Raw genomic sequence first — 24,636 nt, forward strand, 5'->3', positions numbered from 1 at the left:
GAGGAGACAATGAGTATACAAAAGCAATCTCAGATCGTTTTGGATATGGAGAAGAGTCTCAAAGGCCTAGAATATATCGATGAAGTTCGTGTGGTACAGGAAGAAAAAAATATAGGCAACCGAATATTGCATGCAAAAGATTTAATCCCAACCATGATGAAAACGGACAGGGTAAAAGTAGATACACCAAAATCAGAGCTGCTGCGGCAGAGCGAACGGATTGAAAGCTCCCTTCCCTTAGCAATTAGTCATGGGGATGAATTAAAGAGAACGGCTAGCAGTCCTACTACGTTAATTGATGTATTACTCAATGCTGCTAAGCTGGAGGATAAGGGAATCATCTATGTTTTGGATAACGGAGATGAAATTGAAACGAGCTATCGACAGTTATTTGAGCAAGCTAAGCGCCTATTAAAGGGACTGCGGAACATGGGGATCAAGCCTCAAGATCGGGTTATTTTTCAATTTCAAAAAAATCAAAACTATGTTCCTATGTTTTGGGCTTGCGTATTAGGTGGGTTTATTACTGTACCGATTGCTACGTCTACCTCGTATGCAGAAAAGAATGCTGATACGATGAAGCTATACAATATCTGGAACATGCTAGATAAGCCAGTCATCATAACGGATGAAGATTTGCTGGAGGAAGTTAACAAGTTATCGGCAGTTTGGGAAACAGAAGAGTTTGTTATCAGCACGGCTGAGCAGTTAATGAATAATGATGAGGAACAAGAATTTTATGCGTATCAAGAGGAAGATTTCGTCCTGTATTTGTTAACATCGGGTAGTACTGGTTTACCTAAATGCGTGCAGCATAGAAATGCCAGTCTGGTGGCTCGATCAATGGCCACAGCACAATTTAACCAATTTGACAGCGAAGAGGTTCTTTTATGCTGGATGCCATTAGAGCATGTTGGCGGATTGGTCATGTATCATATTTTAGGTGTTTATTTAGCCTGCCAACAGATATTACCACGAGTAGATTCATTTATTTCTCAGCCGCTGAATTGGTTGCATTGGATGGACAAGTATAAGGCTACCTTAACATGGGCTCCTAATTTCGCCTTTTCTCTGGTAAATGACCAAGAAAAGGCTATTGAAGAAGGTAGCTGGGATTTATCCAGTGTCAAACATATCTTAAATGGTGGAGAAGCAATTGTTGCTAAGACAGCTAAGCGATTTTTATTCATATTGCGTAAACATCAACTCCGTGACGATTGCATGTACCCCTCTTTTGGAATGTCTGAAACCTCTTCCGGTATTGTATTTTCCAAAACGTTCCGCAGTAAGCCTCAATCCGGCGTTCATTATGTAGATAAGATTTCATTTGAAACCCTACTTCGATTTGTAGATGATATGGAAAAAGAACATATTTGCTTTACAGAGGTAGGAGGACCAATCCCGGGTGTAAGTGTTCGAATTGTTGATGATAATAACCAGTTGCTACATGAAAATCATATTGGCCGCGTGCAAGTCACAGGCCCTACAATCATGGCAGGCTATTATCAAAATCAAGAGGCCAATCAGGAGGCCTTTATTGGAGATGGCTGGTTTTTCACAGGGGACCTAGGATTCCTCAATGAAGGTCGATTAACCGTTACAGGTCGTCAAAAAGATATCATTATTATGAACGGCAAAAATTATTATAATTACGAAATTGAATCATTAGTAGAAAGTGTTTACGGGGTTCAATCTACGTTCGTAGCCGCCGCGGCGTTTATTGATACCTCCAAAAGCGTTGAGGAGCTAGCGATCTTTTTTACTCCTATAAATGATATAGATGAAAGATTCCTAGGTTTTATCATTACAGAAATTAGACGAACAGTAAGTAGGAATTTAGGTATAACACCGAAACACATCATTCCGATTAAGAAGGAAACCTTTTCGAAAACGGAATCTGGAAAAATTCAGCGAAATAAATTCACGGAGAGACTATATGCTGGGGAATTTGATGAGATTATAAAGCAAATAGAGACACAAAATGAGGACCCGCATCAAACCTTTCCAGAATGGATGTATGCAAGAAAGTGGGAGGAACGCCCTATTTCTGTACTAGCCTCCCCGCTTCCGCAAGAAACGTATCTTATTTTCCGCGATAAATTAGGGCTGGGAGATCAATGGTCAACCTTGTCTCAGAATGGTTCTAGTACGATGATTATAGTGGATCAGGGAGAAAGCTTTAAAAAGCGAGGAGAATTCCACTACGAAATAAACCAGCATGAGCAAAAGGATTATCAGTTACTATGTGAGGAACTAAAAAAAGAATCAGTAACCATTCATCATGTTCTACATCTATGGACATATCAGGAGGACTTGGATGAAGCAAAAAAAGAGCTGTCCTATCTAAAAGAAAGTCAATTTTTAGGTAGCTTTAGCCTTATTTTCTTGTTACAAGCTTTACATAAAGAAGTAGGTATGCCAAAAACGTTGACATTCGTTTCTTCCAATGTATTCTCGTTAGAAAATCCTGAACATTCAGCTTACGAGAAAGCAACAATTCCAGGAATCATTAAGACAATGAAGCATGAATTTCCTAATACAATCGCTAAATTTGTAGATATAGACACCAACCATCCTCCTTTTCATCCATTGCAAGCGTTACAAGCAGAGCAGGGGCTGCCGGACGAGGAAAGCGTGGTTATTTATTCAAAGGGCAAACGATTTGTCCCAAAACTGCAACAGGTAAATCTTCAAGAAGCTAACAAAAAACCATTGCCGCTGGTGGAAAAAGGATTTTATGTCGTTACAGGTGGTCTTGGCGGGGTCGGCAAGCAAATTGCTCACTATTTGATTCAAAAGTTAGATGCAAATATTCTACTACTCGGAAAGACTGCGCTTCCAGGTGCAACTGACAAGAATACTGGTACACAGAGTGAGCGCTATCGAGCACTTCGCGAATTAGAGAAGCTGACTACTAGAGAAAATCAAATCATCTATAAAAGCACGGATTTATCAGATGTAACAGTATTGGAAGAGGCAATTCATGAATCAATGTTAGGTATGAATGCGGAAAAAGTGGATGGCATTATTCATTTAGCTGGCGTCTATTATGAAAAACCATTATTGGAAGAATCTATTGAATCACTGGAACATATGTATGAATCTAAAGTAGCTGGAACCTATCTATTAGGCAAATTGGTTGAAAAATACCCTGAAGCTATTTTGGTTACCTCTTCTTCCTCCAGTGGCTTGTTATCAGGCTATGGAGTGGGAGCCTATACTTCCGCCAATATGTTTGTGGAGACATTTACGGATTATGTAGCACAAAAACGTGATGGCGTACAGTGCTTTGCATGGAGCTTATGGAATGATATCGGTTTAGGGCAACAATTTACAGATATGAAAGATTTATTGATAAGAAAAGGACATCAACCGATCTCTGCACAAAAAGGAATCTTTTCATTTGAAGTAGGCTTGATGCTTGAACATAACATGCTGTATATCGGGCTGAATAAAGGGGTTTCCGAAATTGCAACGCTATGTTCTGAGGTGGTAGAAAAGGAACTAGTAACGACGGTTTATTTCTCCACTACCCATAATCAATTCTCCTTATCTGAAATGTACAACACCATCAGATTACACACCATTGATGAAAAGGGCCATTCCACAAAGGTTATTTTTAGACAGGTCGATCAGCTCCACTCAGATCAGGCTGAGGATCACCTTGTAAGTAATAACCGAAGAGTGGAAGAGGAAATCAAGCAGCTATGGTCTGAAATCCTACAGGTCGACCAGCTTCAGGCTTTTGATAGTTTCTTTGATTTGGGAGGAAGCTCACTAAAGGCAACGCAATTACTCTCCTCTGTACAGTCACGTTTTGGTGTAGCCATTCCTCTAAAGGTATTTTTTGAAAACCCTACAATTAAGGGATTAATCCATCGCATGGGAAATGTAGCTGGGACCAAGTCCAACGTTATGCGAATCTATGAGCCAGCTAAAAAGAGGGAAAAGATCATCGACTTATCTCCATCGCAAAGAGGGCAATGGTACTTATATCAAACGCGTCCTGACAGTCCTTTTTATAACATCACCTTCACTCTTACCTTTGAGGAAAATGTGAATAGACAAGCTTTATTAAAAAGCATACAGGCGGTTATTCAATCACAGGAAGCACTACGTTCCGAAATCAGAATGATCGAGGATGATCCAAAGCTATTTATCCACGATACCTATGTAGTGGGGATACCGATTATCGATTTATCCTCCTATCCTTTGGAACAAAAAGAACAGAAACTGGCAGCCTTGATTGATACGGAAGCAAACACTCCTTTTCAAATGATGCAGGAGTCTCTGTCAAGATTTACCCTTATTCATGTTGGCGACAATGTACACATCCTATTGGGAAGCATGCATCATATTATTTCAGACGGCTGGTCAATACATGTATTTACCAAAGAGCTATTACGTTTTTATAAGGAAATACAAGAAAACGGTGTGATTGATAGGAAAGAGCTAGATTATACCTATACAAATTATCTGCTAGACCAAAAGGAATGGCTGACAAAAGAGAACCCAGAATATGCTGATCAACTATATTATTGGAAAGAGAACTTGGCAACCGAAACAGCACCATTAACCCTGCCTATTCAACTCTCACGCCCAGCTATTCAAAGCTATCAAGGGATGACCATTGAACAGCTTGTGACCCAGGAGTTAACACAAAACATCATGGAAGCAAGTAAACATATGAAATCTACACCGTATATGTTTTTACTTTCTACTTTTGCGGCGCTATTATTCCGTTATTCCGGGCAGGATACCTTCCGCCTTGGGACGGTTTTAGCGAATCGGAACATGCCGCAAACAGAAAAGATTATCGGCTATCTAGCCAATACGGTGACACTATCCTTTGATTTCAAGGAAGAGCTCACTTTTGACCAATTACTTGATAAGGTAAGAGGAATGGCGTTAGAAGCGCATGATAATCAGAATGTCCCACTAGAAACCGTTTTACGTGAGTTACAAGTAAGGCATACTGCGGATATGGCGCCTTTGTTCCAAATCGTCTTCACAATGCAAAATGCGGTACAGCATCTCTATCAAAATGAACAAATAAAAACCTACTTGGACATTGTTTCCAATAAAACCTCTAAGTACGATCTAAGCTTACATGTTTATGAAGAGGAGCACCAATTGCGACTTAAGCTGGAATTCAATACCGACTTATTTGAAGAAGAAGCAATGAAAACCTTGTTAGGACATTACCTGAATTTTATTCAAGTGATCACCAACGATAAGGTACACACAGGATAATCCAGAAAGAAAAAACGCTCAACAATGTCTGCTTCTATAACGGTAAAAAGGCATTTCCTCCAGATCGGGTAGGAAATGCCTTTTTTATAGGTAAGATGAGGTAGCTAACGTATCATTTATACCTTGAGCATAGTTGACAGCAAGGTTTGATTAACTAGGCTGATCACAGCCTGCTCGTGCTCCTGAATGAAGAAATGCCCGCCGTCAAAGGTGGCAAAGCTGATATCTTCACTTGTATGTCTACTCCATTCTGTCATTTTATCTACAGATACGGTGTCATCCTTTGTCCCATAGAGAACCGTAACAGGTGTGGTAATAAGCTCTCTATTCAGATTAGGTGCATACGTTTCTACTAATTTAAAATCTCGTTTAAGAATAGGCGTGAAGATGTCCATTAACTCTGTGCTTGTCATCAGTTCGGCTGGAGTCCCGCCCATTGATCTAACTTCCTCCCAAAACGCTTTGCCTTCAAGCTTATGGCGATTCGTTGTGGGTGCGATATGGGGAGGATTTTTTCCAGAGAAAAAAGTGGCGATTGGCATAGGAGCATTTTGCTCTTTTAAAGCATGAAGCACTTCAAAAACGAGCAAGGCCCCCATGCTATGACCAAACAATGCATACGGGCTGGAATCTAATTTACTCTGTAAGAACGACAAAATATCGGACACCGCTTGCTCTATATTTTCGTACAGAGGCTGGTTAAACCGACTTCCTTTCCCGGCAAGCTCAATAGGAATTAGCTCTATATTTGGGAGAAAAGCTTTTTTCCAACTGGTGTATACGCTAGCAGATCCCCCGGCATAAGGGATACAAAATAATTTCATTTTGGTTGACACTTGTAACCTCCTTGTTTTCCTACCAGTACTAGTTGCAGGATATATGTTTTGATAAGTCAGTATTTTTACATTATACAATAAATGAAGGGTATTTTTTACTTTTTTGCTCATTTTTGTGCCCTAAAATATGATGCAATCAGAAGCGGAGGGAACAAAAGTGAAAATGCCGGTAAGAAATGTATGCCAATTGGAAGCATCAAATGCGAATACATTTTTAAAAAAGTACGGATTAGTTCTGCAATGGAAGGGATATCAGATACATAATCCAAAAAGACTATGACTTTTTAGTTAAATCGATAGGTAATATGAGTAAAGAACTAGGTGAAATACACTTTTAGTGAAAAAAATAGCGGCTAATGTAAAAAAAGTACGGTATTCTAAAAGAATATGAAAAATCATCTAGCAATATATAGATATTTTTGCATGAATTCATGGGAATTCAGTCTCTGTTATTTTTAAAACATCTGACCGAAAATGAAAGAGAGGGAAACTATTTATTTCCCTTCGCCTTTTCTTGGGCAGGCAGTACCAAAAGCTTATGATAGATCCATTTGGTATACGCAAAGCCTTCCTTTACACGATAGTAAGGGATATAGATGCTTGCTGAGTCGGTTCCAACCGGGTATGCATCCATTGCTAATACATTGGCCATTTCCATAGCACGCATTAAATGATAATTATGGCTTACGATCAATGCTGTGTGATAGCCATTTTCCTGCATGATTTTCTGGCTGAAGCTGAGGTTTTCTAGCGTATTTACAGCCTTGTTTTCTAGGTAGATGCTGGAGGCAGGGACCCCTTTCTTTATAAGATAAGTACTCATAACATCAGCTTCGCTATGCTCTTTCCCTTTTCCAAGTCCGCCAGAAACAATAATGGATTTTATGTATTTTTGCTGATAAAGCTCGAATGCTTTTTCTAAACGTTCTGCCAAGGCGGGACTGGGCTGATCACCATGGACAGCGGCGCCAAGCACAATCGCAACATCGGCAGGCAGTGGCACAGCGGAACGTTCTACTTGAGCCATTCTATAAAAGATGAAGCTAAACCATAGGATGGCCAATACAAAAATAGGGACTCCCACGCGTAGCATCCCTTTTTTTAGGAACAGTAACAATTTACTCGCCTCACTATTCAATAGAATTATAGGATGATGGAAATGACTTGGTCAAAACCTAGTAAAACTGCATATGTAACCACAAGCGTACTTCAAGATTTATCCGATCAGTCGGCACCAGATGATGTATATGCTTCTTCTGCGCCTACGAATGTCGGTTTTGATAAATTGATACGTGGAAACAAAAGAAAAGGATTTTTATCTTCAGCGGCCTATCGAAACGCTAACCATTCGTTTGATCCTTGCCATTCTGATGATCGGCTTGCTGCGTCTCACTCTTCTAAAAGAGTACAAAAGCTGCCAAACGAAATTGAGCGCCCTCTTCAAAGCTTTCTGAATGGGCTGCAAAATCTCCTTGGATCACAGCTCATCGGCTTTTATCTATATGGTTCTATTGCGTTAGATGCGTATGTTCCTGGCGAGAGTGATATTGATTTCCTCTGTGTTACAGATGGCGATTTACAAGAGGTGGATATGTGGCTGATCGAAAAGCTATTTTTCGATCAGATGGCTATATATCCAATTCTCGCTAAGCTAGAAGGAAATTTCCTCGCGGCACATCGGCTACCATTACATAATCGCTGCGAATGCGCCCAGTGTTTTGAGGGGGCTTATTTAGTCAAATCGCCCCGAGATTGGAACGCCATTACATTACTATTATTACGTAATCATGGAATCCCTTTGCTAGGACCAGCTACAACTGAAATAATACCAGAGGTTTCAGCCTCGGAGTTAGCGAATAACATGATTGGGAACCTACTGTATTTTGAAATAAATAGGGAGCATTATTTTAATCGAGGTCTACATGACCAGGTTTTTGCGGTACTAACGCTGTGCCGGATTCTATATACGATGCGCACCGGTGAAGTTGTGAGTAAGCAAGCCGCTGCTGAATCGGTATTGTCTCAGTTGCCAGCTCTCGGAAAGGTCATCATCAAGAGAGCGCTACGTGTATGGGAAAAACGACCAGATGCAGTTAGGGTGGCAAAAACCGGTACGGATCTCGCTCCAAAGGATAAGCTGCTAGAGTTTGTTTCGATTGTAAAGAAGCTTGCATTGGATTAAAGGTAATTAATCTCTCACAAATAGTAAGACGTAACATAGATGATGAACGTAACGTCTTTATGTAAAAAAACATGTAACGTGGATTTTGCATGGAGAAGCTACTATTCACATTTTTTGTGCGTCTTTTTTTGTTTTACGAATATACATTTAATGACAATAGAGTTATAATTATGAATGTTTCATCTAAATAATGGGAGGTGCTTGTTCATGTTTTTAAAGGAAAAGGATACAGCCGAAATGCCGGCACATGTAGCTCTTCTTGAGAAACTATTTATGCCTTTCATGTTTCAAGCGATCTATGTAGCCGCAGATTTACACCTTGCTGATCATCTCAAGGATGGGGCAAAAAGTATCGGTGAACTCGCTCAAGTAACACAGACAGATGAATCAGCTCTTTATCGTCTACTACGCTCCTTAACTAGCATGGATATTTTCAAAGAAAGCGAAAAGGGAATCTTTGAGTTGACGCCAATGGCTGAATGGTTAAGAAGTGATGTGGAGGGTTCACTACATTCCATGGCATTGATGTTAGGTGGACAACCAATGTGGAACCTATTACCGGAATTACTGACGAGTGTAAAAACAGGCGAATCATCCTTCGAGAAAACCTTCAAGCAATCCTTTTATGAATATTTAAATCAATCAGAGAATAAAAAAGCTGGAGATATCTTTAATCTAGCGATGTCTCATAATACACAACGACAGATTAAACAAATCCTAGCCAATTACGATTTTTCCTCTTATCGTCAAATCATAGATGTGGCAGGTAATCATGGACAATTACTTACAGCGATTTTAAAGGAAGCATCGGATAGTAAAGGGATCATATTTGATCAGCCTTATGCGCGTGAACTCGCTTTAGCTAACCTAAATAAGGCACAAGTATCTGATCGATGCGAATTTGTAGTAGGTGATTTTTTCAAAGAGATTACAAAAGGCGGAGATTTATATATTCTCAAGCATATCCTACACAATTGGAATGATGAGAAAGTGATTGAAATTCTTACGCAATGTAGAGAAGCAATGGGGGATAGCAGTAAACTCTTAGTGATTGATTCCGTCATTGAAGAAGGAGACACAAAAGATTTGGCGAAATTCCTTGATTTACAAATGCTACTTCTACTGGGAGGAAAGGAACGGACGCAGGAAGAATACTCCCAATTATGCGAGGCAAGCGGATTGTTTATTCACAGGGCGATTAAACTGCCGATGAGCATTTCTTTACTGGAGATTTATCCAAAGTAGAGTATTTTATCTTGCATGGAAAAAATATAGGAATAAAACGCCCCTATGTTTTTAGGTAAGAGCTGAAGGGCTGATACTGCTGTCTGAAGCGAAGGAATTTTCGCTTTCAGGCATTTTTTTTGTAGTGAACTTGGATTGATCCTATGATTGAGAGGGGGCAGGCAGGGGGAAAGTGTTTTGTAAAATATATTTGACATTTACATTCCTTTCTTAGTAAGATGATGTCAAATGTGTTTTACATTTTTGAGAGGGGATTTCATGGAGAATAAGATAAAGGAATATCGGAAAGCGCTTGGGCTGTCCCAGGATGATTTAGCCAAAGCATGCAATGTTTCAAGGCAGACGATAAATGCAATTGAAAATAACAAATACGATCCCAGTCTGGTTCTTGCTTTCCAGCTTTCTTATGTATTGGGCGGTAGTGTTGATACCATTTTTTTGTTTAAAAAATGAAAAGTCATAAGACTAGCAATGAAGGATGAGGAGTGCGTCAGATGTCAATTGGAAATAAAAGACTTATTGGGGGAATTATTTCGGGGATCGCAGTGCTTGCTATCGTAGGCTATAACCTTTTTAAATATATGCAGGGTCAGCAGTTAGGATTCAGTGACCTGATTAGTATCCCCATTATTTTGATGTTTTTTTTCAATACAATTTCATGGAATTCAGCAGAAGAGCAACGGGATGAGCTAGGTCAGTTAATCACATGTAAAAGTGCCAAGATTAGTTATTTTGCTCTGATGATCGTAATTCTTATTGTTTTCCTATGCGAGGAAGCTCCGTTCCATTCTCATCAGCCCATAAAAAATATGTCTTTGTTCCTGGTGCTTTGTGCATCAACCGTTATTTTACCGGCAGTTGAATTTATCGTCTCTAGACGATTTCGCTAACGATCCTGCAGCGTGGATTTATCATGAAAAGATTGGCAGGTAGTAAAATACCAATGTGTGAATATCTTCAGATTAAATTTTATATTAGAACCCAAAAATCTCTCTAATCGATCAGAGAGATTTTTTGTATGCAGTCCTGTATCTAATCCTGATTAGTAGGGCACAGTTATATTTCGGATATAATTCAACATCCCGTTTTTGTAGACATAAATGGACGCATTGCCAGGCTGAACTGCGGTAAATTTATTAAACTGTGTCGTGCTATCGTATTCAACCTTGATAACCTCACGGCTTTGAAATACTTTTTGCGACCAGCCATCCTTCGTGCTTATTCTGATATGTGAGCCAAGATTCCATGTTTCATTAGAGGTGCGAATTGATGCTGAGACGTTACTAGAGTGTTTGGCTGGTGTAGCCATTGCACTTGATGCTGGTAAAAATGGTGTTACTGTGATCCCAAGAGCTAAAGAGAAAGCAAATAATGTTGAGACAGCTTTTTTCATCAAGGAAGCCCTCCTTACATTTTTGAATATTACAACAACTATGTTACCTTTAAAATCAAATTATGTAAATTAAATCCATAAAAATCAGAAAGCTCTCTAATCCGATTACTTTTTATACTAGCTTTTTGTTTACGACCAAGAAGTATGAAAAGCTTCTATAAGGATTTTCTGATGTCTATTGGAGAGTGGCAAGCTACTACGCATATGCCTTTTACTCTTTTAGCAAACTAAGGAATAGATTTTTTACCTTTTACCATAGCTTCTTCGCAAATCCTTGACCTGTAGCCTGAGAACAGATGGAGGAATTTTTGATTTGTATAAAAGGATTCGTTTGATTGCGAAGCCCTCCCTCTTAAGCATGAGGATGAGGCCCTCGCTTCCTCTCGGGAAATGACCCCTCGCCTCGAATTGCCATGAGTGTTTCTTGATAATGTGCTCGCGATAAAGGAAAAGTGATTCACTGGCATTCGAACAGATTAATAATACAGAGCAGGGAGCACAACCTAATGTTTACCTCGACTTATACCCCGTAGGATAGGCAAGAAAAAGCCTATGCCATCACCTCACTAAAGCCACAGTGATGTAGAATAAAACACATTTTTATGACTCTAATCAGCATACAACGAACGGGAATAAGCTTTATTGGTTACGACAGCTATTTTTGTAGCTTCGTGATAGAAATCTCACAGCTCACAAAAGGATAACGCATGTCAGTTCTTACAAAAGGAGTGATCTTGTGATCTTCTAGACGAACTCAGAACGAATGGAATGTCGGACGAAACGGCATGTACGTGAAAATAAAACCAAAAGGAGAGTATCTATGCCTATCCATGAAATGCTTCGGTTAAAAATATGTAAGCTACTAGGTCTGACCCTGCTTATTTTTTCACTGATTGCTACACCGATGATTTATGCAGCGGAGACGAAAGTAAACCCGACTGGGCCCACGAATGCAAAAGAAGTAGAGAAGTTTGCTGATCAATTTTTCAACCGTCCCAAAATCAAAGAAAAGCTCACCGGTGCTGCTTTTGTTGTCGTGAAGGATGACCAAGTATTGTTCAAGAAAGGCTATGGATATGCTGATCTGGAGAAAAAGCGGCCTGTTGATCCAGACTCTACTGTATTTCGTATCGCTTCGATTTCTAAAATCTTCACGTCCACAGCAGCTATGCAGCTCGTCGAACAAAATAAGCTAGACCTAAATAAGGACATTCAGGAGTACCTGAAGGATTTCAATCTCAACAATAAAACAGGCAAAAAGCTCACCTTGGATCATTTAATGTCACATATGACTGGCTTTGAGTATACCGATCTTCCTTCTATGGATACAGAATCACCCAACAAGTATTATCCATTGGATGAATTTGTTAAACAGAATGCTCCAAGCATTGTATCCAATCCTGGAGAGGTGTTTCGGTATGACAATTATGCTTTCGTCTTGCTAGGATACATTGTACAGAGCATGACCGGTGTACCATTTCATCAGTATGTGGAAAATCATATTTTTAAACCTCTAGGCATGAATAGCAGTAGTTTTATCATGAGACCCGATATACATGCTAATCTGGCTACTCCATATGATGGCGCAAAAAAACCAATTCCTGAATATGGCTCGATTCCTACAGATGCACCAGACGGGAGTATGCTATCGACTGCAGGTGACATGGCGAAGTTCATGATCGCTCATCTTAATGGTGGTAAGCTTGCAGGTAAACAGATTTTGCAGAAAAAAACGGCAAAAACCATGCATCAGGTTCGCCATAATCTCCACCCCAAAATTCAAAATGGCGCATACGGATTCGAAACATTTTTCCAAAACCATTACAATCAACAAGCTGTGATAGGCAAGGGCGGGGATTTGCCTGGATACCATTCTTGGATGTGGCTTTTACCCGAAAAGAAGGTGGGGGGATTTGTTGTTTTTAATGGAGATGGGGCGAATTTTCGTGAAGAGCTGTTCAAAGCGTTTATGGATCATTACTATCCGAAACCAGTAGAAGATAAGGTAGATGTACAAACCACCAAAAAAGGGCTGCAACGCTTTGTCGGCGTTTATCAGGATTTACGTTCCCCGTATTGGGTGTTTCGAGTCAATGTATTAGATGATGGACAACTGATGGTTAAAGACCCTTTAGGTAATCATAAGTTTCGGCAAAAGGACCCGTTTTTGTTTGAAGATGAGCAAGGAATGAAAGCTGCGTTTAAAGCAAATCCGAATGGCTCAGTTGACTATTTTTATTACAATAAGGTGGATAGCTGGGCGCAAAAGAGACCGGAGCCAAAACCATATAGTGATGTCGCTAAAGACCACGAATTTGCCAAATATATTTACGATGCTAAGCAGCTTGGGTATCTAGTTGAAACTCCCGACAATAAGTTTCACCCGGAAAAGCCGATTACTCGGGGAGAATTTATTGCTCAATTACTACGCGTTATAGGAGTTCCGCCTTCTAAAAAACCGCCAATGTTTAAGGATTTACCTGGTAATGAATACGCTGGGGAAATTCAAAGCGCTCTAGATTACGGGCTCGTAGAAAACCCAAATCATCAACGAATTGAGCCAAATAGACCGATTACCCGAGAAGAGGCGGCAATACTCGTTTGGCGGGTGGCCAATAAAAAACAGGTACCTCCTTCTGCAAAAGTGTCTTTAAGCGGCAAAACAGATTCCTGGGCTATGGATGGAGTTAACTATGTAGTCTCAAAGGGCTTGTACGGTCCAGAGGTTAAACCAAATAGTCGAGGAGAAATCGATTATAAATCCAAGCAGCCAATGCTTCGTCAGGAGGCGGCTGCACTGATCAGCTTATTTGCACAACGCTTTGTTTCGAGCGAATAGGAAAGGAGAAATGCAGCTCTGCTACCTTTGCAAGGTTTGACGCCTAAGAAGGACTGTATGTCTAAGGAGCAGAGGATACACATGACTCCACAGAGAACAGAAGGATTCTCTGTGGAGTTTTATTTGTAGTCAGGTTATGAGAAAGTTCAGGAAGTAAGCTGGGATTATTTAGAAAAATATCTTGTTATAAAAGAAGAAATACGTAATAATGTCTGTAGCTTTATATTTTTCTTATGAAGGGAATGAGTTATGCCAGGTAGCTGATGGTCTTTTCTTACTCAACGTATAAAACATTGGAGGTAAGACCATGAAAACAGAAGTAATCATTGTAACAGACAGATTGCTAGTAAGGGAAATGACGCTTGAAGATGCAGAGGTTTTATATCGCTATTGGTCAGATGAGGAAGTAACAAAGCATATGAACATCTCTTCCTTTACACAGGTTGATCAAGCTAAAGAAATGATACAACTCCTCCTTGATTTAGGGAAGGAAGGGAAAGCATATCGTTATTCCATTGTAGTAAAGGAAACAAACCAAGTCATTGGAACTTGCGGGTTTAATTATATAGATCGAGAAGATAATCGAGCTGAGATTGGATTTGATTTGGGGAGACCATTTTGGAAGAAGGGCTATGCTAGAGAAGGCCTAGAGGCGCTGGTTCGCTATGGATTTGATGTCCATAAGCTTAATCGAATTGAGGCAAAGGTTGAACCAGAGAATGTCAATTCAAAGATGGTTCTAAATAAGCTCTCCTTTGTTCACGAAGGACTGCTACGAGAACACCAAAAATCAAAAGGAAAGTATGTTGATTTACACATGTTTTCGTTACTGAAAAAAGAGTATCTTGAAAAGGAATAAAGAATTTCTCTTGAGATAGAGCATATAGTTGGTATCCTGAATAATGAGTAAGATCCCCTTTACGTAACCAGAAAGGGAAGTACCTTGCTGTTACATAAATGGGAATTATAATGGGAAGTAGAAATTAACATGAGAAAGGGCGATCCTAATAGGTCGCCCTTTCTCATGTTAGCTTTATTAGTTTTCCGTAAGCGTAATCTTACCAGTGGATGCTTTTCCTTTGAAATCATACAAATCTTCATCTTCATCGGTATCAGTAATGGTACCTGTAATGTCTGCATCTTCAAAGGTAGAATCTTTCCATACCATTTTACAAATCTTTGTTACAAAATCCTTTAAATCATCCTCATCTAGATCATCGTACAGGTCTCCGTCCTCGTCCCTATCGAACTCAATCGTGATTTCGATATCATCTTCATCACCGTATAGGGTAATATCCCAGTCAATATCTTCCCAGTCAGCGTATTTTTTCTGGATATCATATTCAAGATCGTCTAAATCGTCGCTTTTGCTACTCTTTTTGCTTTTATCCAATTCATCTTGAGCATCCCGTAATTCTCTTTCCAAATCAGCAATTTTAGCGTCTTTGGTAGCCAATTGAGATTTCAATGAAGAGAAGGTTGGGTCTTCACGGTCTGTTACAGATACTGTGTAGGTTGCTTGATCCCAATCAACGTTTTTGTTGAACACATCTGCCATCATACGAATTGGAATGTAAGTTGTGCCATTCACAATAAATGGTTCGGTTGGAGTTGAAACCTCATAGCCGTTATGTTTTACCTTTACATTATTATACGTAGCTTGTACCGTTTTTTTCATAACAGCTGCATCAGTTGTCGCAGGTAGTGCCCCAATTAATAGAGCAGAGGATAATACGAGAATTGCCTTCTTTTTAAACATCAAGATCCCTCCAAGTAATCGTTCTTTCTAGTGCTGAATTTTGTACCAAAGCAAGAAGTTTGTCTGTTGTAAGAATAGAAAAATGCTGAAATTCTTTCCGGTTCTAACAATTTAGAACCTCAACTCCTTGGCTAACCCTTGTCATTTTACAAAAGAAAGAAGTCATGCAGATGTCAAAACAAAATGTTTTTTAGGGAATTTATGACAATGATGTAGTCGGGATTGAGTAATCAGCAACAAAAGAAGCCCCAACGTGGAAATGTGCTCTTCACAAAACTGACACGAATATACTATAGAGGGGTATAGTACAATGGTTTTGAGTTGATAAATCATTATGTTTGGAGGAGAGATATCATGAAAGTCGCAATTATGCTTTACAATGGGATTACTGCGCTAGATGCAATAGGGCCGTATGAAGTATTTGCTAGTGTAAAGAGCAACGAAGTGAAGTTTGTCGCCAAAGATAAGGGTTTAATCAAGCTTGATTCTAAAATGGGGTATTTGCATGCGGATTTTAGTTTTTCTGAGGTTACATCTGCTGATATTCTTGTCGTCCCTGGTTGTTGCCCTCCTAACTATAAGTCTTTGATGAATGACGAAGACACATTGAATTGGATTCGGAAAATACATAAGACGACGAAGTGGACCACATCGGTGTGTACCGGTTCTCTGATTTTGAGTGCGGCAGGTTTGCTAAAGGGATTGAAGGCAACCAGTCATTGGAGTTGCTTAGATTTACTTCAGTCCCTTGGTGCTATCCCAACTGATGAGAGAGTGGTTCGTCAGGACAAAATCGTTACAGCGGCCGGTGTTTCCTCCGGTATCGACATGGCCCTTCAGCTAGTAGCATGGGAATCAGGAGAAGAGATGAGCAAATCAATCCAACTGCTTATGGAATACGATCCTATGCCTCCGTTTGATACTGGATCACTAAAGAAAGCTCCAGCTTCCATGGTAGAACAATTACGAGCGATGCTTCAAAAGCTTGAAAATAAAGAGCCTGAATTATAAAACACATATAAGACGTAAGTAATCTAGCTGAGCTTAATGAGTTTGCCCTCAACCAGTTACTGTGAAAAGTATACCAATGTTAAGTGGTATCGATGTAGCTCCAGCTTATCGTCATTATCATGAAAACAGATATCTACATACAAAAAAAGCATCATTCTTTCTTTATACTCATAGAAAGGATGATGCTTTTTTGGCCTAACTGGGGGCAATAGGAGTAAGTCCCTTACTGCCAAAACAAAAACGCTCCTTTTCGGTATATTCACGGGTGAGTGAAGAGTGAACTAACACCGAAAAGAAACGTTTTATAAAAGTGTGTAAGCAGCTAAATGATCCGATTGTTCTCCTCTGAACTTAGCGATTACCAAGGATAAGAATCTGGATTAATCTTGGCTATGATAAAAAATGATGGTGGACCCTATCGGGATCGAACCGACGACCTCTACACTGCCAGTGTAGCGCTCTCCCAGCTGAGCTAAGGGCCCACATTTAGTGAACTTATGGAAAAAGTATAGCATAGTGTCTTCTTCTTATGCAACAAAAAAACTTAAAATTTTGCCATTTATCATTCAAACATGTACATATTATAAATATAAGACTAAAATATTCCGATAACATTGATGACAACTGGAAAGGAACGGAAATATACCTCTTACTAACTTATTTGCTACAATCGACCAGTAATTCCGATTTCCAATCCAGAAAACACTTAAACGAGTTACCCAGTTATACGATCGAATATCGATCATGCCCAAGCCCAACAAGCCTAAGGAGGAGTTACCTTGTTTACAATTTGGAATAAAAAAAAACCATCACCAGCACATGAATCATCAGAAGTAGATAAGAAGCAGACGAAAACCCGCTTTTCTTCAGGCACTTCACCAGCTATAGCATCTACCAATATGAATTCTGTTTCCCGTACACATTCATTGATAGAAGCTGATACACATAATCACTTGCTTACAAGTATTGGTCTCTACGAACAAAATATGAAGCTAAGTCAAAGCGGCAAGCTTTTAGACGAGCTACAAGAGACAACGAAGCGGGCCATTCACGTGAGTAAATCCTCCGAGGAATTAGCTTGTTCGGTAGTGGACGTAGCCGAAAGTACAAGCAAAATGGCGCAGTTTACCGAAGAGACAACAAACAAGGCATATCAAAGTGGCAAGAGTATCAGTGAATCGCTGGCTATCTTTCGTGAGGTAGAAAATTCCGTTTGTTCTATGAATAATACCTTCGACAGCTTGCAACAGGGTATTATCTCAACACATAAAATTGTCGATACCATTCAGAGTATTTCTAACCAAACCCATTTACTAGCGCTGAATGCTTCGATTGAGGCAGCAAGATCGGGTGAGCACGGGCGAGGCTTTGCTGTCGTTGCGCAGGAAGTGAGAAAGCTGGCTGAGGAGACGAAGCGTGCTCTGGCGGATATTTCTACTCATATGGAAGAGGTCATGAAAACATCTCTGACAATGCGTGAACAGGTGCAAGCAACACAACAGCAGGTGGCAGTAGGGGCTCATCAGGCTACGGAGGCGGAGGTTTCTTTGCGGCATATGATTGAGGAGATGCGCAGCATTGAGACACAGACCAGTAATATCGCATCCATTACGGAGGAACAAGCCGCAGCTACTCGCGAAATTGACGAGCATATACATAATATCGTGGAACAGATTTCAGAATCTAGTGAATCCTTGCGAAATATGGGAATAGAAGTGAATGCGCTTTCGCAAAAAATAAATCAGAATAGGCTATACAACATTGAGGAGTATGGGAAGCAACATGATTGGCATGACCATCCTGATTTATTAAAGCAGGTCGTCATTCAAGATCATCTTTGGTGGGTGTGGAAGGTATACAATGCGATTTATGGATTTGAGGTATTAAATCCTCATGAAGTGATAGATCATACGGCATGTCGATTAGGGCGTTGGTATAAGCTAGAGCAAGATCGTGTTCCAAAAGCATTACAGCCTGGTTTTGAGAAAGCGCATCACAATGTTCATCGCTTAGCAAAAGAGATTGCTGTCGCACTTCAGAATGGCGATAAACATCGAGCTAAAGCTTATCAAGCAGAGCTAGAGCGGGCTTCTAGTGAAGTTGTACAATTTATTGAGAAAATGATGTAACAGCACAAACGCCATATTTTCCTATTATAAATCTCTATATTCAAAAAAGCTCTCTAGGCCGAATTAAACGTCCAGAGAGCTTTTTATTATCACTAAACCTGATTAATTGCCTTCATTTCCTATACAGTGCCTGCACAACCTTATGTAGTTGTTACAATGTTAATCATTTTTACCTTTTGAATAATCGTTGTTTCCAACTGTTCATTAAGCTTATCAATGCGTTTTCCGATGAGAAAAACATCAATAATGGCCCAAACAGTAATTGGAATAAACATAAGAAACCAACTGATGACACAAACAACGAGCATACCAATAGCAATTCCATTGTCACCGCTATAAAATCGATGACCTCCGAAGATGCCTAAAAAAATCCACAGAAGATAGGTAATCAGTTTTGATTTTTTTCGTTTTTCAAATTCTGCGTTTACCATAAGTTGTTGATTGGTAGTTAAGTTTCGCCTTGCAGTCAAATTATCCATGACATTCCTCCCGACAGAATGAGCACATACCCAAGCTTTTATAACATCAAAAAGAATAGACAGCTCGTGGCTGTCAAATTCTTTGGGCATATGCATCTATTCTATGAGGGAGGATGAATAAATTTGCTTGTTTGTGGTGGATGTCTAAAAATATTCAAAATCGCAAAATGAACCACAAAATACATAAGGAATGGTGTTTCCATTACAAATTAAACTTTAAATCGCTTCAGTTCTTCCTGCAACTGCTTCGTCATGTTAGCCAACGTACTAGCGGTAGCATGTACTTCCTGAGCAGAAGCGGAGGCTTGCTCGGACGTAGCCGCAATTTCCTCTGAGGAGGCAGCGACTTCCTGCGAGATACTGGAGCTGGATTCCACTTTCGAGATAATATCTTCTTTTTGCTGCTGCATGTGCTGTGCAGATAAGCTAAGTTCCTCCAGTTTAGGATTAATGACGTCAATTTCTGCCATGATGTTACGGAAAGAGGCAGTGGCTGTGTCCATTTCTGATTTTTGCCCGGAGATAGCTTCTTTCATTGATGTTGCATTCATAAGCATTTGATCTGAATCGGCAGATACCGCGCTAATCATGTCTGCGATCATTTGAGAAGACTGGCGGGATTGCTCTGCTAGTTTACGTACTTCATCGGCCACAACAGCGAAGCCTCTGCCAGATTCCCCTGCTCTTGCTGCTTCAATAGCTGCGTTTAATGCTAATAGATTTGTTTGTTCAGCAATTTGATTAATGACAGTAGTGATATGATGAACATCCTTTAGGTTATCGTTGGCTGTGACAATATTATTGATGAAATCCTGGAAAACCAGATTAACCTCATCGACCGATGTGATGAGCTGATTCAGGTTTTCGTTACTTTCATTTGCTAACGTATGAATATTTTTTCCGTTAGTGTCTACTTCTTCGATCGCACGCACCATCTCATCTAATTGTGTACCATACGAGCTGAGAGTCTCACCGATCTCAATCAAATCTTCTGTTTGGGAAGTAACACCCGTTGCTACATCTTGAATGGAGATTGATACACTTTCCGTAGCAGTGCTCATTTCATTGGAAACGTTACTTAGGCTCTGAGAAGATTGATCGATTTCCGTCGATTGCTTTTGTACAACACCAATTAAATTACTAAAGGAGTTTTTCATATTTTGTAGCATGTGAGACAGCTCACCAAACTCGTCTTTACGCTTGAGTAGCTTGTCATCGATTGACGTGTTTAGCTCGCCTTGTGCCATTCTTCCTAGAATGTCTTTAAAGGAGTGGATGGAACGACTTAGCGTATAAGCATACCAATAGGCAACACCAATAGAAGCTAACAAGAATAAACAAGAAATTACCATTAAATAATTTCGCATGCTAGTAATGCCGCTAAGTAGATCATCGGAATTGATATAGATCACAATTCCACCGCCTGTAAGAGGGATCGGGGCGTATCCAACATATTTTTTTATTCCTTGATAATGATAAGAGCCAGAACCAGCATTTCCCGTAATCAAATCGGACAAAATGGTAGCGAGTTCTTTAAAGCTGTCATCGGTCTGAGACATCACAATCAAGTTTTCTTGTTCTTTCATTTTTGGAATATCATCAGTGACGACAATCGTTCCGGTTTTATCTACAACAAAGCCTTGTCCTGTTTCACTGAAACTAAGCGTAGACAAAAACTTTACCAATTCATCAGCAGATTGAACGACGTATACAACACCAATGATCTGATTTCCCGTACGGATAGGTGCAGCAAACACGATAATAGGTTCTTTCGTTTGGCTGGCGATAAATACGTCTGATGTATTTGAAGCTCCGGTTAATGCTTTTTGGAAATAGACCTTTTTACTAACATCTTTCCCTTCAGTACTACCAATCACGGTCTTACCTGTAGCGTCTGCAATACCCCAATCTATTGCACCATGCTCTTTTACTAGGGTATCAAGATTCTTTTTAATTGTTGCTGAATCTGTTTGATATTTTTTAACTGCTTCTCTAGCTGCTAAACTTTCTACAAATGTTATGTCATCTGTCAATTGAGCCTGATAATTTCCCGCTGCTTGTTGGGCAAGAGGCAAAAGCATTTCCTCTGCACTTGTGACCATTTGCTTTTGCGCTTCAAAAAAAGAAAGGCTTGTAAGTCCTAAGCAGGTAATGATCAGCAAGCCACAAATCATAAATAATAGCTGCCCTTTAATCGATTTAAACTGAAAGATTCCTTTCAATTTCAAAATAATCCCTCCATTTTTACACTTGTTAAAACAAGCAGTGTCTTTACATTTTCGTACTTTAACATTAAAAAATTTATGGACAATTTGTTACAGATGTGTAAAATAGCAAAAATAAAAAAATACGCAAGCTATTTAAGTGCTTTTATTTATAAATAAGTAAACCTATAGGAATTATGAAACTTTTTCGGGCTTGATTCGTATACCAAAAAAGTAATCAGCCCAAGAAATGATCAATAGTAATGTTTCGTAATAAAAAGGGTAAACTGATTACAGATTCTACATTATTTTTTATGTAGCGAGGAGGGCATTACAGCAATGGATATTCGTGAAATTGAACTACCTGGCATCGGTCGAAAATTCGAAATGATTACAAGAAATAATGAAAAAGTGGTTATCGTTATCCACGATGATGGTCGAAGAGAGATTTATCAATTCGATGCAGATGATCACGACGAGAGTATTTCTAGTGTTATTTTTAACGATGCCGAAGCTAGAAAAGTGGCTGAGATTCTAGGAGGAGTCGTTTATAAGCCAAAAGCGCTTGAGACAGTAGAAATGGCATTTCATGATTTAGTAATTGAATGGTTTAAGGTATCACCAAATGCTTTAGCGGTTAATCGGTCGATTCTGGAGGTGGATATTCGCAATAAGTACAGTGTGACTGTGATTGCTATTCTGAAAAAGAATTTGAAAAAAGTTCTGAATCCGGGACCTGAGGCGATTATAGAAGCTGGAGATACGTTAGTCCTAAGTGGGGAAAGAACTCATTTAAAGGCGGCGATTCGTGAATTATTATCGAACGAGGGGGACTAAAATATAGATGGATCATTTGGTATTTGAGGTCGGAACGGCACTTTTGTTGGTAGCGATTGCAGCATTGCTGGCGGGAAGATTAAAATTCTCGATTATTCCATTTTTAATTGTTTTGGGAATGATAGTAGGGCCACATGCTCCTACGATTGGGATTTTTGATTTTACCTTTATTGAATCCCAGGGAATCATTGATTTTATGGGTAGGATTGGCGTTTTGTTTTTACTGTTTTATCTTGGGCTGGAATTCTCAGTCGGTAAGCTCATCAAATCAGGGAAATCTATAGCCGTTAGTGGAACCATATATGTAGCTCTTAACTTTGTATTGGGGCTTCTCTATGGTTTTATAACAGGGTTCCCAATGCTAGAAACATTAATTATTGCTGGTTTTGTGTCAGTGTCTTCCAGTGCGATTGTAGCCAAAATCTTAGTAGATTTGCGGCGGACGGGAAACTCAGAGACAGAACTTATCCTCGGAATAATTCTCTTTGACGATATTTTCCTCGCGGTATTCCTTTCTATTATGTCAGGATTGTTGCTAGGTGGGGCGACATCGATTGGAGGAAGCATTCTATCTGTCCTCATTTCAATCGGATATATGCTATTGTTTTTTGTAATTGCGCGTAAGGGAACCCCTATCTTAAATAAACTACTTAATATTGCTTCAGATGAAATTTTTATCATTGTGGTGTTTGCAGCTTTATTCTTTGTTGCTGGTTTTTCTGAAACCATTCACGTAGCAGAAGCAATCGGCGCCTTATTATTCGGCTTAGCATTATCAGAGACAGAGCACAGCAAACGCATTGAAAAACTCGTTATTCCATTCCGTGATTTTTTTGGAGCCATATTTTTCTTTAGCTTTGGGCTCAGTATTGATCCATTAACACTAGGCGGTGCCATTTGGCTTGCGTTAGGTGTTGTTATTTTAACCGTAGTGAGTAATTACGTTGCCGGTATGATTGCAGGTAGACGCTCTGGACTGTCTCATAAGGCATCTAGTAATATTGGACTTACGATAATGGCTCGCGGTGAGTTTACTATTATTGTAGCGAATCTTGGTATTGCAGGCGGGCTAATGCCTATTTTAAAACCGTTTTCTGCCTTATACGTGTTGATTCTTGCTATACTGGGACCTTTACTCACCAAAGAATCTAAGTATGTGTATCAGTTTATGAACAAGATTTTTGGCTGGAGTCAAAAAACAGCAAAAAAGGCAGAGAAGAAGATTGAAAACTCATAACGAGAAGAGAATACAGGCTTCGGCTTAAAGTATAGAGAAGGCTAAATAATGGGGCTTAGTTCAGTACATATTGGACTAAGTTCTTTTTTTTATTGGTTTTCCACAGAAATTCCACGTTTATTTGATAGAATGATAAAAACAAAGAGTAAAACAAATACAAAAACAGAAATCGGAGACTAATATGTATATGGATTCGAGAATCGTCAAATCGTTGTTTATACTACAGTTGCTCTCATCATTTCTAGTATTTGCTGGGCATTATACCGCATTAGTGCTCAACTATACTGATCCATTCTGGGTTATTGCTTTAAATCAAATCAGCCGTTATGGAACTGTATTTTTAGCAATTATTACTGGATTTTTTACTGCAAGATCCCTAGAACGATTAAAGGGGAGTGGCTGGAGCTTTTTTTCGGGAAAAATTACTTATATTTTTATCCCGTTCCTTTTATTTGGTGTTTTGTATCACTATTTATTAACGGAACAGCTCCCTTCACAAGGAACTGAGTTTCTAAATATCATACTTGGTAAAACAGGCGGACAGCTTTATTTTATCTTCATGCTGTGCCAATATTATGTATTCGCTTACATTTTTAGGAATATTATTAACAAAAAGAATATTCTTGTGCTGATCTGGGTGTTTATGATATTTCAATATGTGTATATTAATTACCTACACCAGCCTTGGCTTGGACTGAGTACACGGCATGCTTTCCCGACCTGGATTTTCACGTTTTATTTAGGACATATCATATATTGGTACAGGGAAGAAATCATTCTCTTCATGAAGAATAATCAGCCTATTCTGGTAGGCTTTGCTGGAATCTCCTTATTTAGTGCCATATTGTTTGTTCTATCTGAAACAACCTACGTGGCTGTTCATATGCGGTTTGTATTAGCGACACTTGTTACGTTGCTTACTGGCTTACTTTTTCTATTCGATTGGGCAGAGTATATTCCTTTGACCTTTCGTAAAGGTCTGACCTTCTTCATATACCTGACACACTCGGCTGTTACGATTATAGTAAATAAGACACTGATAGGTTATCTAGGTGATATTGCTTGGATTTTTGAAAGCACGTGGTATACGCTAGTTTATTTAGTCATTATTTATTGCATCACCTTTGGAATTTCCATGCTTTTGTCTAAAATGATGAACCTGATGGAGACACATAAACGGCGGAAGATTAGACAAATAGAAGGCTCGATGTAAAAAAATGGTTGATGCATGT

General features: G+C 39.4%; 18 protein-coding genes and 1 tRNA gene. 12 read left to right on the plus strand and 7 right to left on the minus strand.

What is annotated here, in order from left to right; genetic code table 11:
• Window positions 1–9: 9 nt before the first annotated feature.
• Entirely contained in the window at window positions 10–5,253 is a 5,244-nt protein-coding gene (locus O0550_RS01180) for an SDR family NAD(P)-dependent oxidoreductase (protein ID WP_258425480.1), read from the plus strand.
• A 116-nt stretch (window positions 5,254–5,369) separates the two neighbouring features.
• Here O0550_RS01180 and O0550_RS01185 read toward each other — a convergent pair whose 3' ends face one another.
• Together O0550_RS01185 and O0550_RS01190 are read right to left on the minus strand one after the other, a co-directional pair.
• Window positions 5,370–6,089 carry a thioesterase II family protein gene (locus tag O0550_RS01185; RefSeq protein WP_003339093.1) on the minus strand — a complete coding sequence of 240 codons (720 nt, stop codon included), beginning with the start codon at window positions 6,087–6,089 and terminating at the stop codon, window positions 5,370–5,372.
• A gap of 490 nt (window positions 6,090–6,579) precedes the next feature.
• Window positions 6,580–7,206 carry a YdcF family protein gene (locus O0550_RS01190; protein WP_236867730.1) on the minus strand — a complete coding sequence of 209 codons (627 nt, stop codon included), beginning with the start codon at window positions 7,204–7,206 and terminating at the stop codon, window positions 6,580–6,582.
• 42 nt (window positions 7,207–7,248) lie between these two features.
• Between O0550_RS01190 and O0550_RS01195 the strand changes: the two genes are divergently transcribed.
• The 4 genes from O0550_RS01195 to O0550_RS01210 all read left to right on the plus strand — a co-directional run bounded on the left by O0550_RS01195 (window position 7,249) and on the right by O0550_RS01210 (window position 10,406).
• Window positions 7,249–8,271 carry an aminoglycoside adenylyltransferase domain-containing protein gene (locus O0550_RS01195; RefSeq protein WP_138976919.1) on the plus strand — a complete coding sequence of 341 codons (1,023 nt, stop codon included), beginning with the start codon at window positions 7,249–7,251 and terminating at the stop codon, window positions 8,269–8,271.
• 207 nt (window positions 8,272–8,478) lie between these two features.
• Window positions 8,479–9,516 (plus strand): methyltransferase, encoded by a 1,038-nt coding sequence (locus tag O0550_RS01200; RefSeq protein WP_258425481.1) that lies wholly within the window; start codon window positions 8,479–8,481, stop codon window positions 9,514–9,516.
• A gap of 258 nt (window positions 9,517–9,774) precedes the next feature.
• Window positions 9,775–9,969, plus strand: coding sequence for a helix-turn-helix transcriptional regulator (locus tag O0550_RS01205; RefSeq protein ID WP_003339088.1), 195 nt, complete (start codon window positions 9,775–9,777; stop codon window positions 9,967–9,969).
• A 41-nt stretch (window positions 9,970–10,010) separates the two neighbouring features.
• Complete coding sequence (locus O0550_RS01210; protein ID WP_181747248.1) at window positions 10,011–10,406, plus strand: hypothetical protein; 396 nt, start codon at window positions 10,011–10,013, stop codon at window positions 10,404–10,406.
• Window positions 10,407–10,558: 152 nt separating this feature from the next.
• Here O0550_RS01210 and O0550_RS01215 read toward each other — a convergent pair whose 3' ends face one another.
• Entirely contained in the window at window positions 10,559–10,909 is a 351-nt protein-coding gene (locus tag O0550_RS01215; protein ID WP_258425482.1) for a BLB8/JUQZ-1 family protein, read from the minus strand.
• 820 nt (window positions 10,910–11,729) lie between these two features.
• Here O0550_RS01215 and O0550_RS01220 point away from each other — a divergent pair.
• Both O0550_RS01220 and O0550_RS01225 read left to right on the plus strand, forming a co-directional pair.
• Window positions 11,730–13,748: a serine hydrolase domain-containing protein gene (locus tag O0550_RS01220; RefSeq protein WP_258425483.1), complete on the plus strand. Its 2,019-nt coding sequence runs from the start codon at window positions 11,730–11,732 to the stop codon at window positions 13,746–13,748.
• Window positions 13,749–14,055: 307 nt separating this feature from the next.
• Window positions 14,056–14,607: a GNAT family N-acetyltransferase gene (locus O0550_RS01225; protein ID WP_101667542.1), complete on the plus strand. Its 552-nt coding sequence runs from the start codon at window positions 14,056–14,058 to the stop codon at window positions 14,605–14,607.
• Between the two features lie 177 nt (window positions 14,608–14,784).
• On the opposite strand, the gene O0550_RS01230 is transcribed toward O0550_RS01225, so the two are convergent.
• On the minus strand, window positions 14,785–15,507 hold the full coding sequence (locus tag O0550_RS01230; RefSeq protein ID WP_003339082.1) for a copper amine oxidase N-terminal domain-containing protein: 723 nt from the start codon (window positions 15,505–15,507) through the stop codon (window positions 14,785–14,787).
• A 354-nt stretch (window positions 15,508–15,861) separates the two neighbouring features.
• Here O0550_RS01230 and O0550_RS01235 point away from each other — a divergent pair, with 354 nt between their 5' ends.
• Window positions 15,862–16,518, plus strand: a complete 657-nt coding sequence (locus tag O0550_RS01235; protein WP_258425484.1) for a DJ-1/PfpI family protein — start codon at window positions 15,862–15,864, stop codon at window positions 16,516–16,518.
• 406 nt (window positions 16,519–16,924) lie between these two features.
• Here the strand turns inward: O0550_RS01235 and O0550_RS01240 are convergent.
• Window positions 16,925–17,000, minus strand: a tRNA-Ala gene (locus tag O0550_RS01240).
• A 297-nt stretch (window positions 17,001–17,297) separates the two neighbouring features.
• On the opposite strand from O0550_RS01240, the gene O0550_RS01245 reads away from it, so the two are divergent.
• The gene (locus tag O0550_RS01245) at window positions 17,298–18,647 is read left to right on the plus strand and encodes a methyl-accepting chemotaxis protein (RefSeq protein ID WP_258425485.1); all 1,350 of its coding nucleotides are present in this window, start codon (window positions 17,298–17,300) and stop codon (window positions 18,645–18,647) included.
• Between the two features lie 140 nt (window positions 18,648–18,787).
• Here the strand turns inward: O0550_RS01245 and O0550_RS01250 are convergent, their stop codons facing one another.
• On the minus strand, window positions 18,788–19,126 hold the full coding sequence (locus O0550_RS01250) for a TM2 domain-containing protein (RefSeq protein WP_035317854.1): 339 nt from the start codon (window positions 19,124–19,126) through the stop codon (window positions 18,788–18,790).
• Between the two features lie 209 nt (window positions 19,127–19,335).
• Window positions 19,336–21,354, minus strand: a complete 2,019-nt coding sequence (locus O0550_RS01255) for a methyl-accepting chemotaxis protein (RefSeq protein WP_242401297.1) — start codon at window positions 21,352–21,354, stop codon at window positions 19,336–19,338.
• A 315-nt stretch (window positions 21,355–21,669) separates the two neighbouring features.
• On the opposite strand from O0550_RS01255, the gene O0550_RS01260 reads away from it, so the two are divergent.
• The 3 genes from O0550_RS01260 (at window position 21,670) to O0550_RS01270 (ending at window position 24,617) form a co-directional block, all read left to right on the plus strand.
• Window positions 21,670–22,167, plus strand: a complete 498-nt coding sequence (locus O0550_RS01260) for a cation:proton antiporter regulatory subunit (RefSeq protein WP_003335176.1) — start codon at window positions 21,670–21,672, stop codon at window positions 22,165–22,167.
• A gap of 7 nt (window positions 22,168–22,174) precedes the next feature.
• A complete protein-coding gene (locus O0550_RS01265) occupies window positions 22,175–23,404 on the plus strand; it encodes a cation:proton antiporter (protein ID WP_003339076.1) in 1,230 nt (409 codons plus the stop codon).
• A 187-nt stretch (window positions 23,405–23,591) separates the two neighbouring features.
• A complete protein-coding gene (locus O0550_RS01270; protein WP_396125598.1) occupies window positions 23,592–24,617 on the plus strand; it encodes an acyltransferase family protein in 1,026 nt (341 codons plus the stop codon).
• The last annotated feature ends 19 nt before the right edge of the window (window positions 24,618–24,636 follow it).

It is taken from the genome of Brevibacillus halotolerans, assembly GCF_026891775.1.
Lineage (GTDB): Bacteria > Bacillota > Bacilli > Brevibacillales > Brevibacillaceae > Brevibacillus_B > Brevibacillus_B halotolerans.

Coding starts and splice junctions, on each gene's coding strand:
- O0550_RS01180 (WP_258425480.1), top strand. CDS start 10: ATGAGTATACAAAAGCAATCTCAGATCGTTTTGGATATGGAGAAGAGT.
- O0550_RS01195 (WP_138976919.1), top strand. CDS start 7,249: ATGACTTGGTCAAAACCTAGTAAAACTGCATATGTAACCACAAGCGTA.
- O0550_RS01200 (WP_258425481.1), top strand. CDS start 8,479: ATGTTTTTAAAGGAAAAGGATACAGCCGAAATGCCGGCACATGTAGCT.
- O0550_RS01205 (WP_003339088.1), top strand. CDS start 9,775: ATGGAGAATAAGATAAAGGAATATCGGAAAGCGCTTGGGCTGTCCCAG.
- O0550_RS01210 (WP_181747248.1), top strand. CDS start 10,011: ATGTCAATTGGAAATAAAAGACTTATTGGGGGAATTATTTCGGGGATC.
- O0550_RS01215 (WP_258425482.1), bottom strand. CDS start 10,909: ATGAAAAAAGCTGTCTCAACATTATTTGCTTTCTCTTTAGCTCTTGGG.
- O0550_RS01220 (WP_258425483.1), top strand. CDS start 11,730: ATGCCTATCCATGAAATGCTTCGGTTAAAAATATGTAAGCTACTAGGT.
- O0550_RS01225 (WP_101667542.1), top strand. CDS start 14,056: ATGAAAACAGAAGTAATCATTGTAACAGACAGATTGCTAGTAAGGGAA.
- O0550_RS01230 (WP_003339082.1), bottom strand. CDS start 15,507: ATGTTTAAAAAGAAGGCAATTCTCGTATTATCCTCTGCTCTATTAATT.
- O0550_RS01235 (WP_258425484.1), top strand. CDS start 15,862: ATGAAAGTCGCAATTATGCTTTACAATGGGATTACTGCGCTAGATGCA.
- O0550_RS01250 (WP_035317854.1), bottom strand. CDS start 19,126: ATGGATAATTTGACTGCAAGGCGAAACTTAACTACCAATCAACAACTT.
- O0550_RS01260 (WP_003335176.1), top strand. CDS start 21,670: ATGGATATTCGTGAAATTGAACTACCTGGCATCGGTCGAAAATTCGAA.
- O0550_RS01265 (WP_003339076.1), top strand. CDS start 22,175: ATGGATCATTTGGTATTTGAGGTCGGAACGGCACTTTTGTTGGTAGCG.
- O0550_RS01270 (WP_396125598.1), top strand. CDS start 23,592: ATGGATTCGAGAATCGTCAAATCGTTGTTTATACTACAGTTGCTCTCA.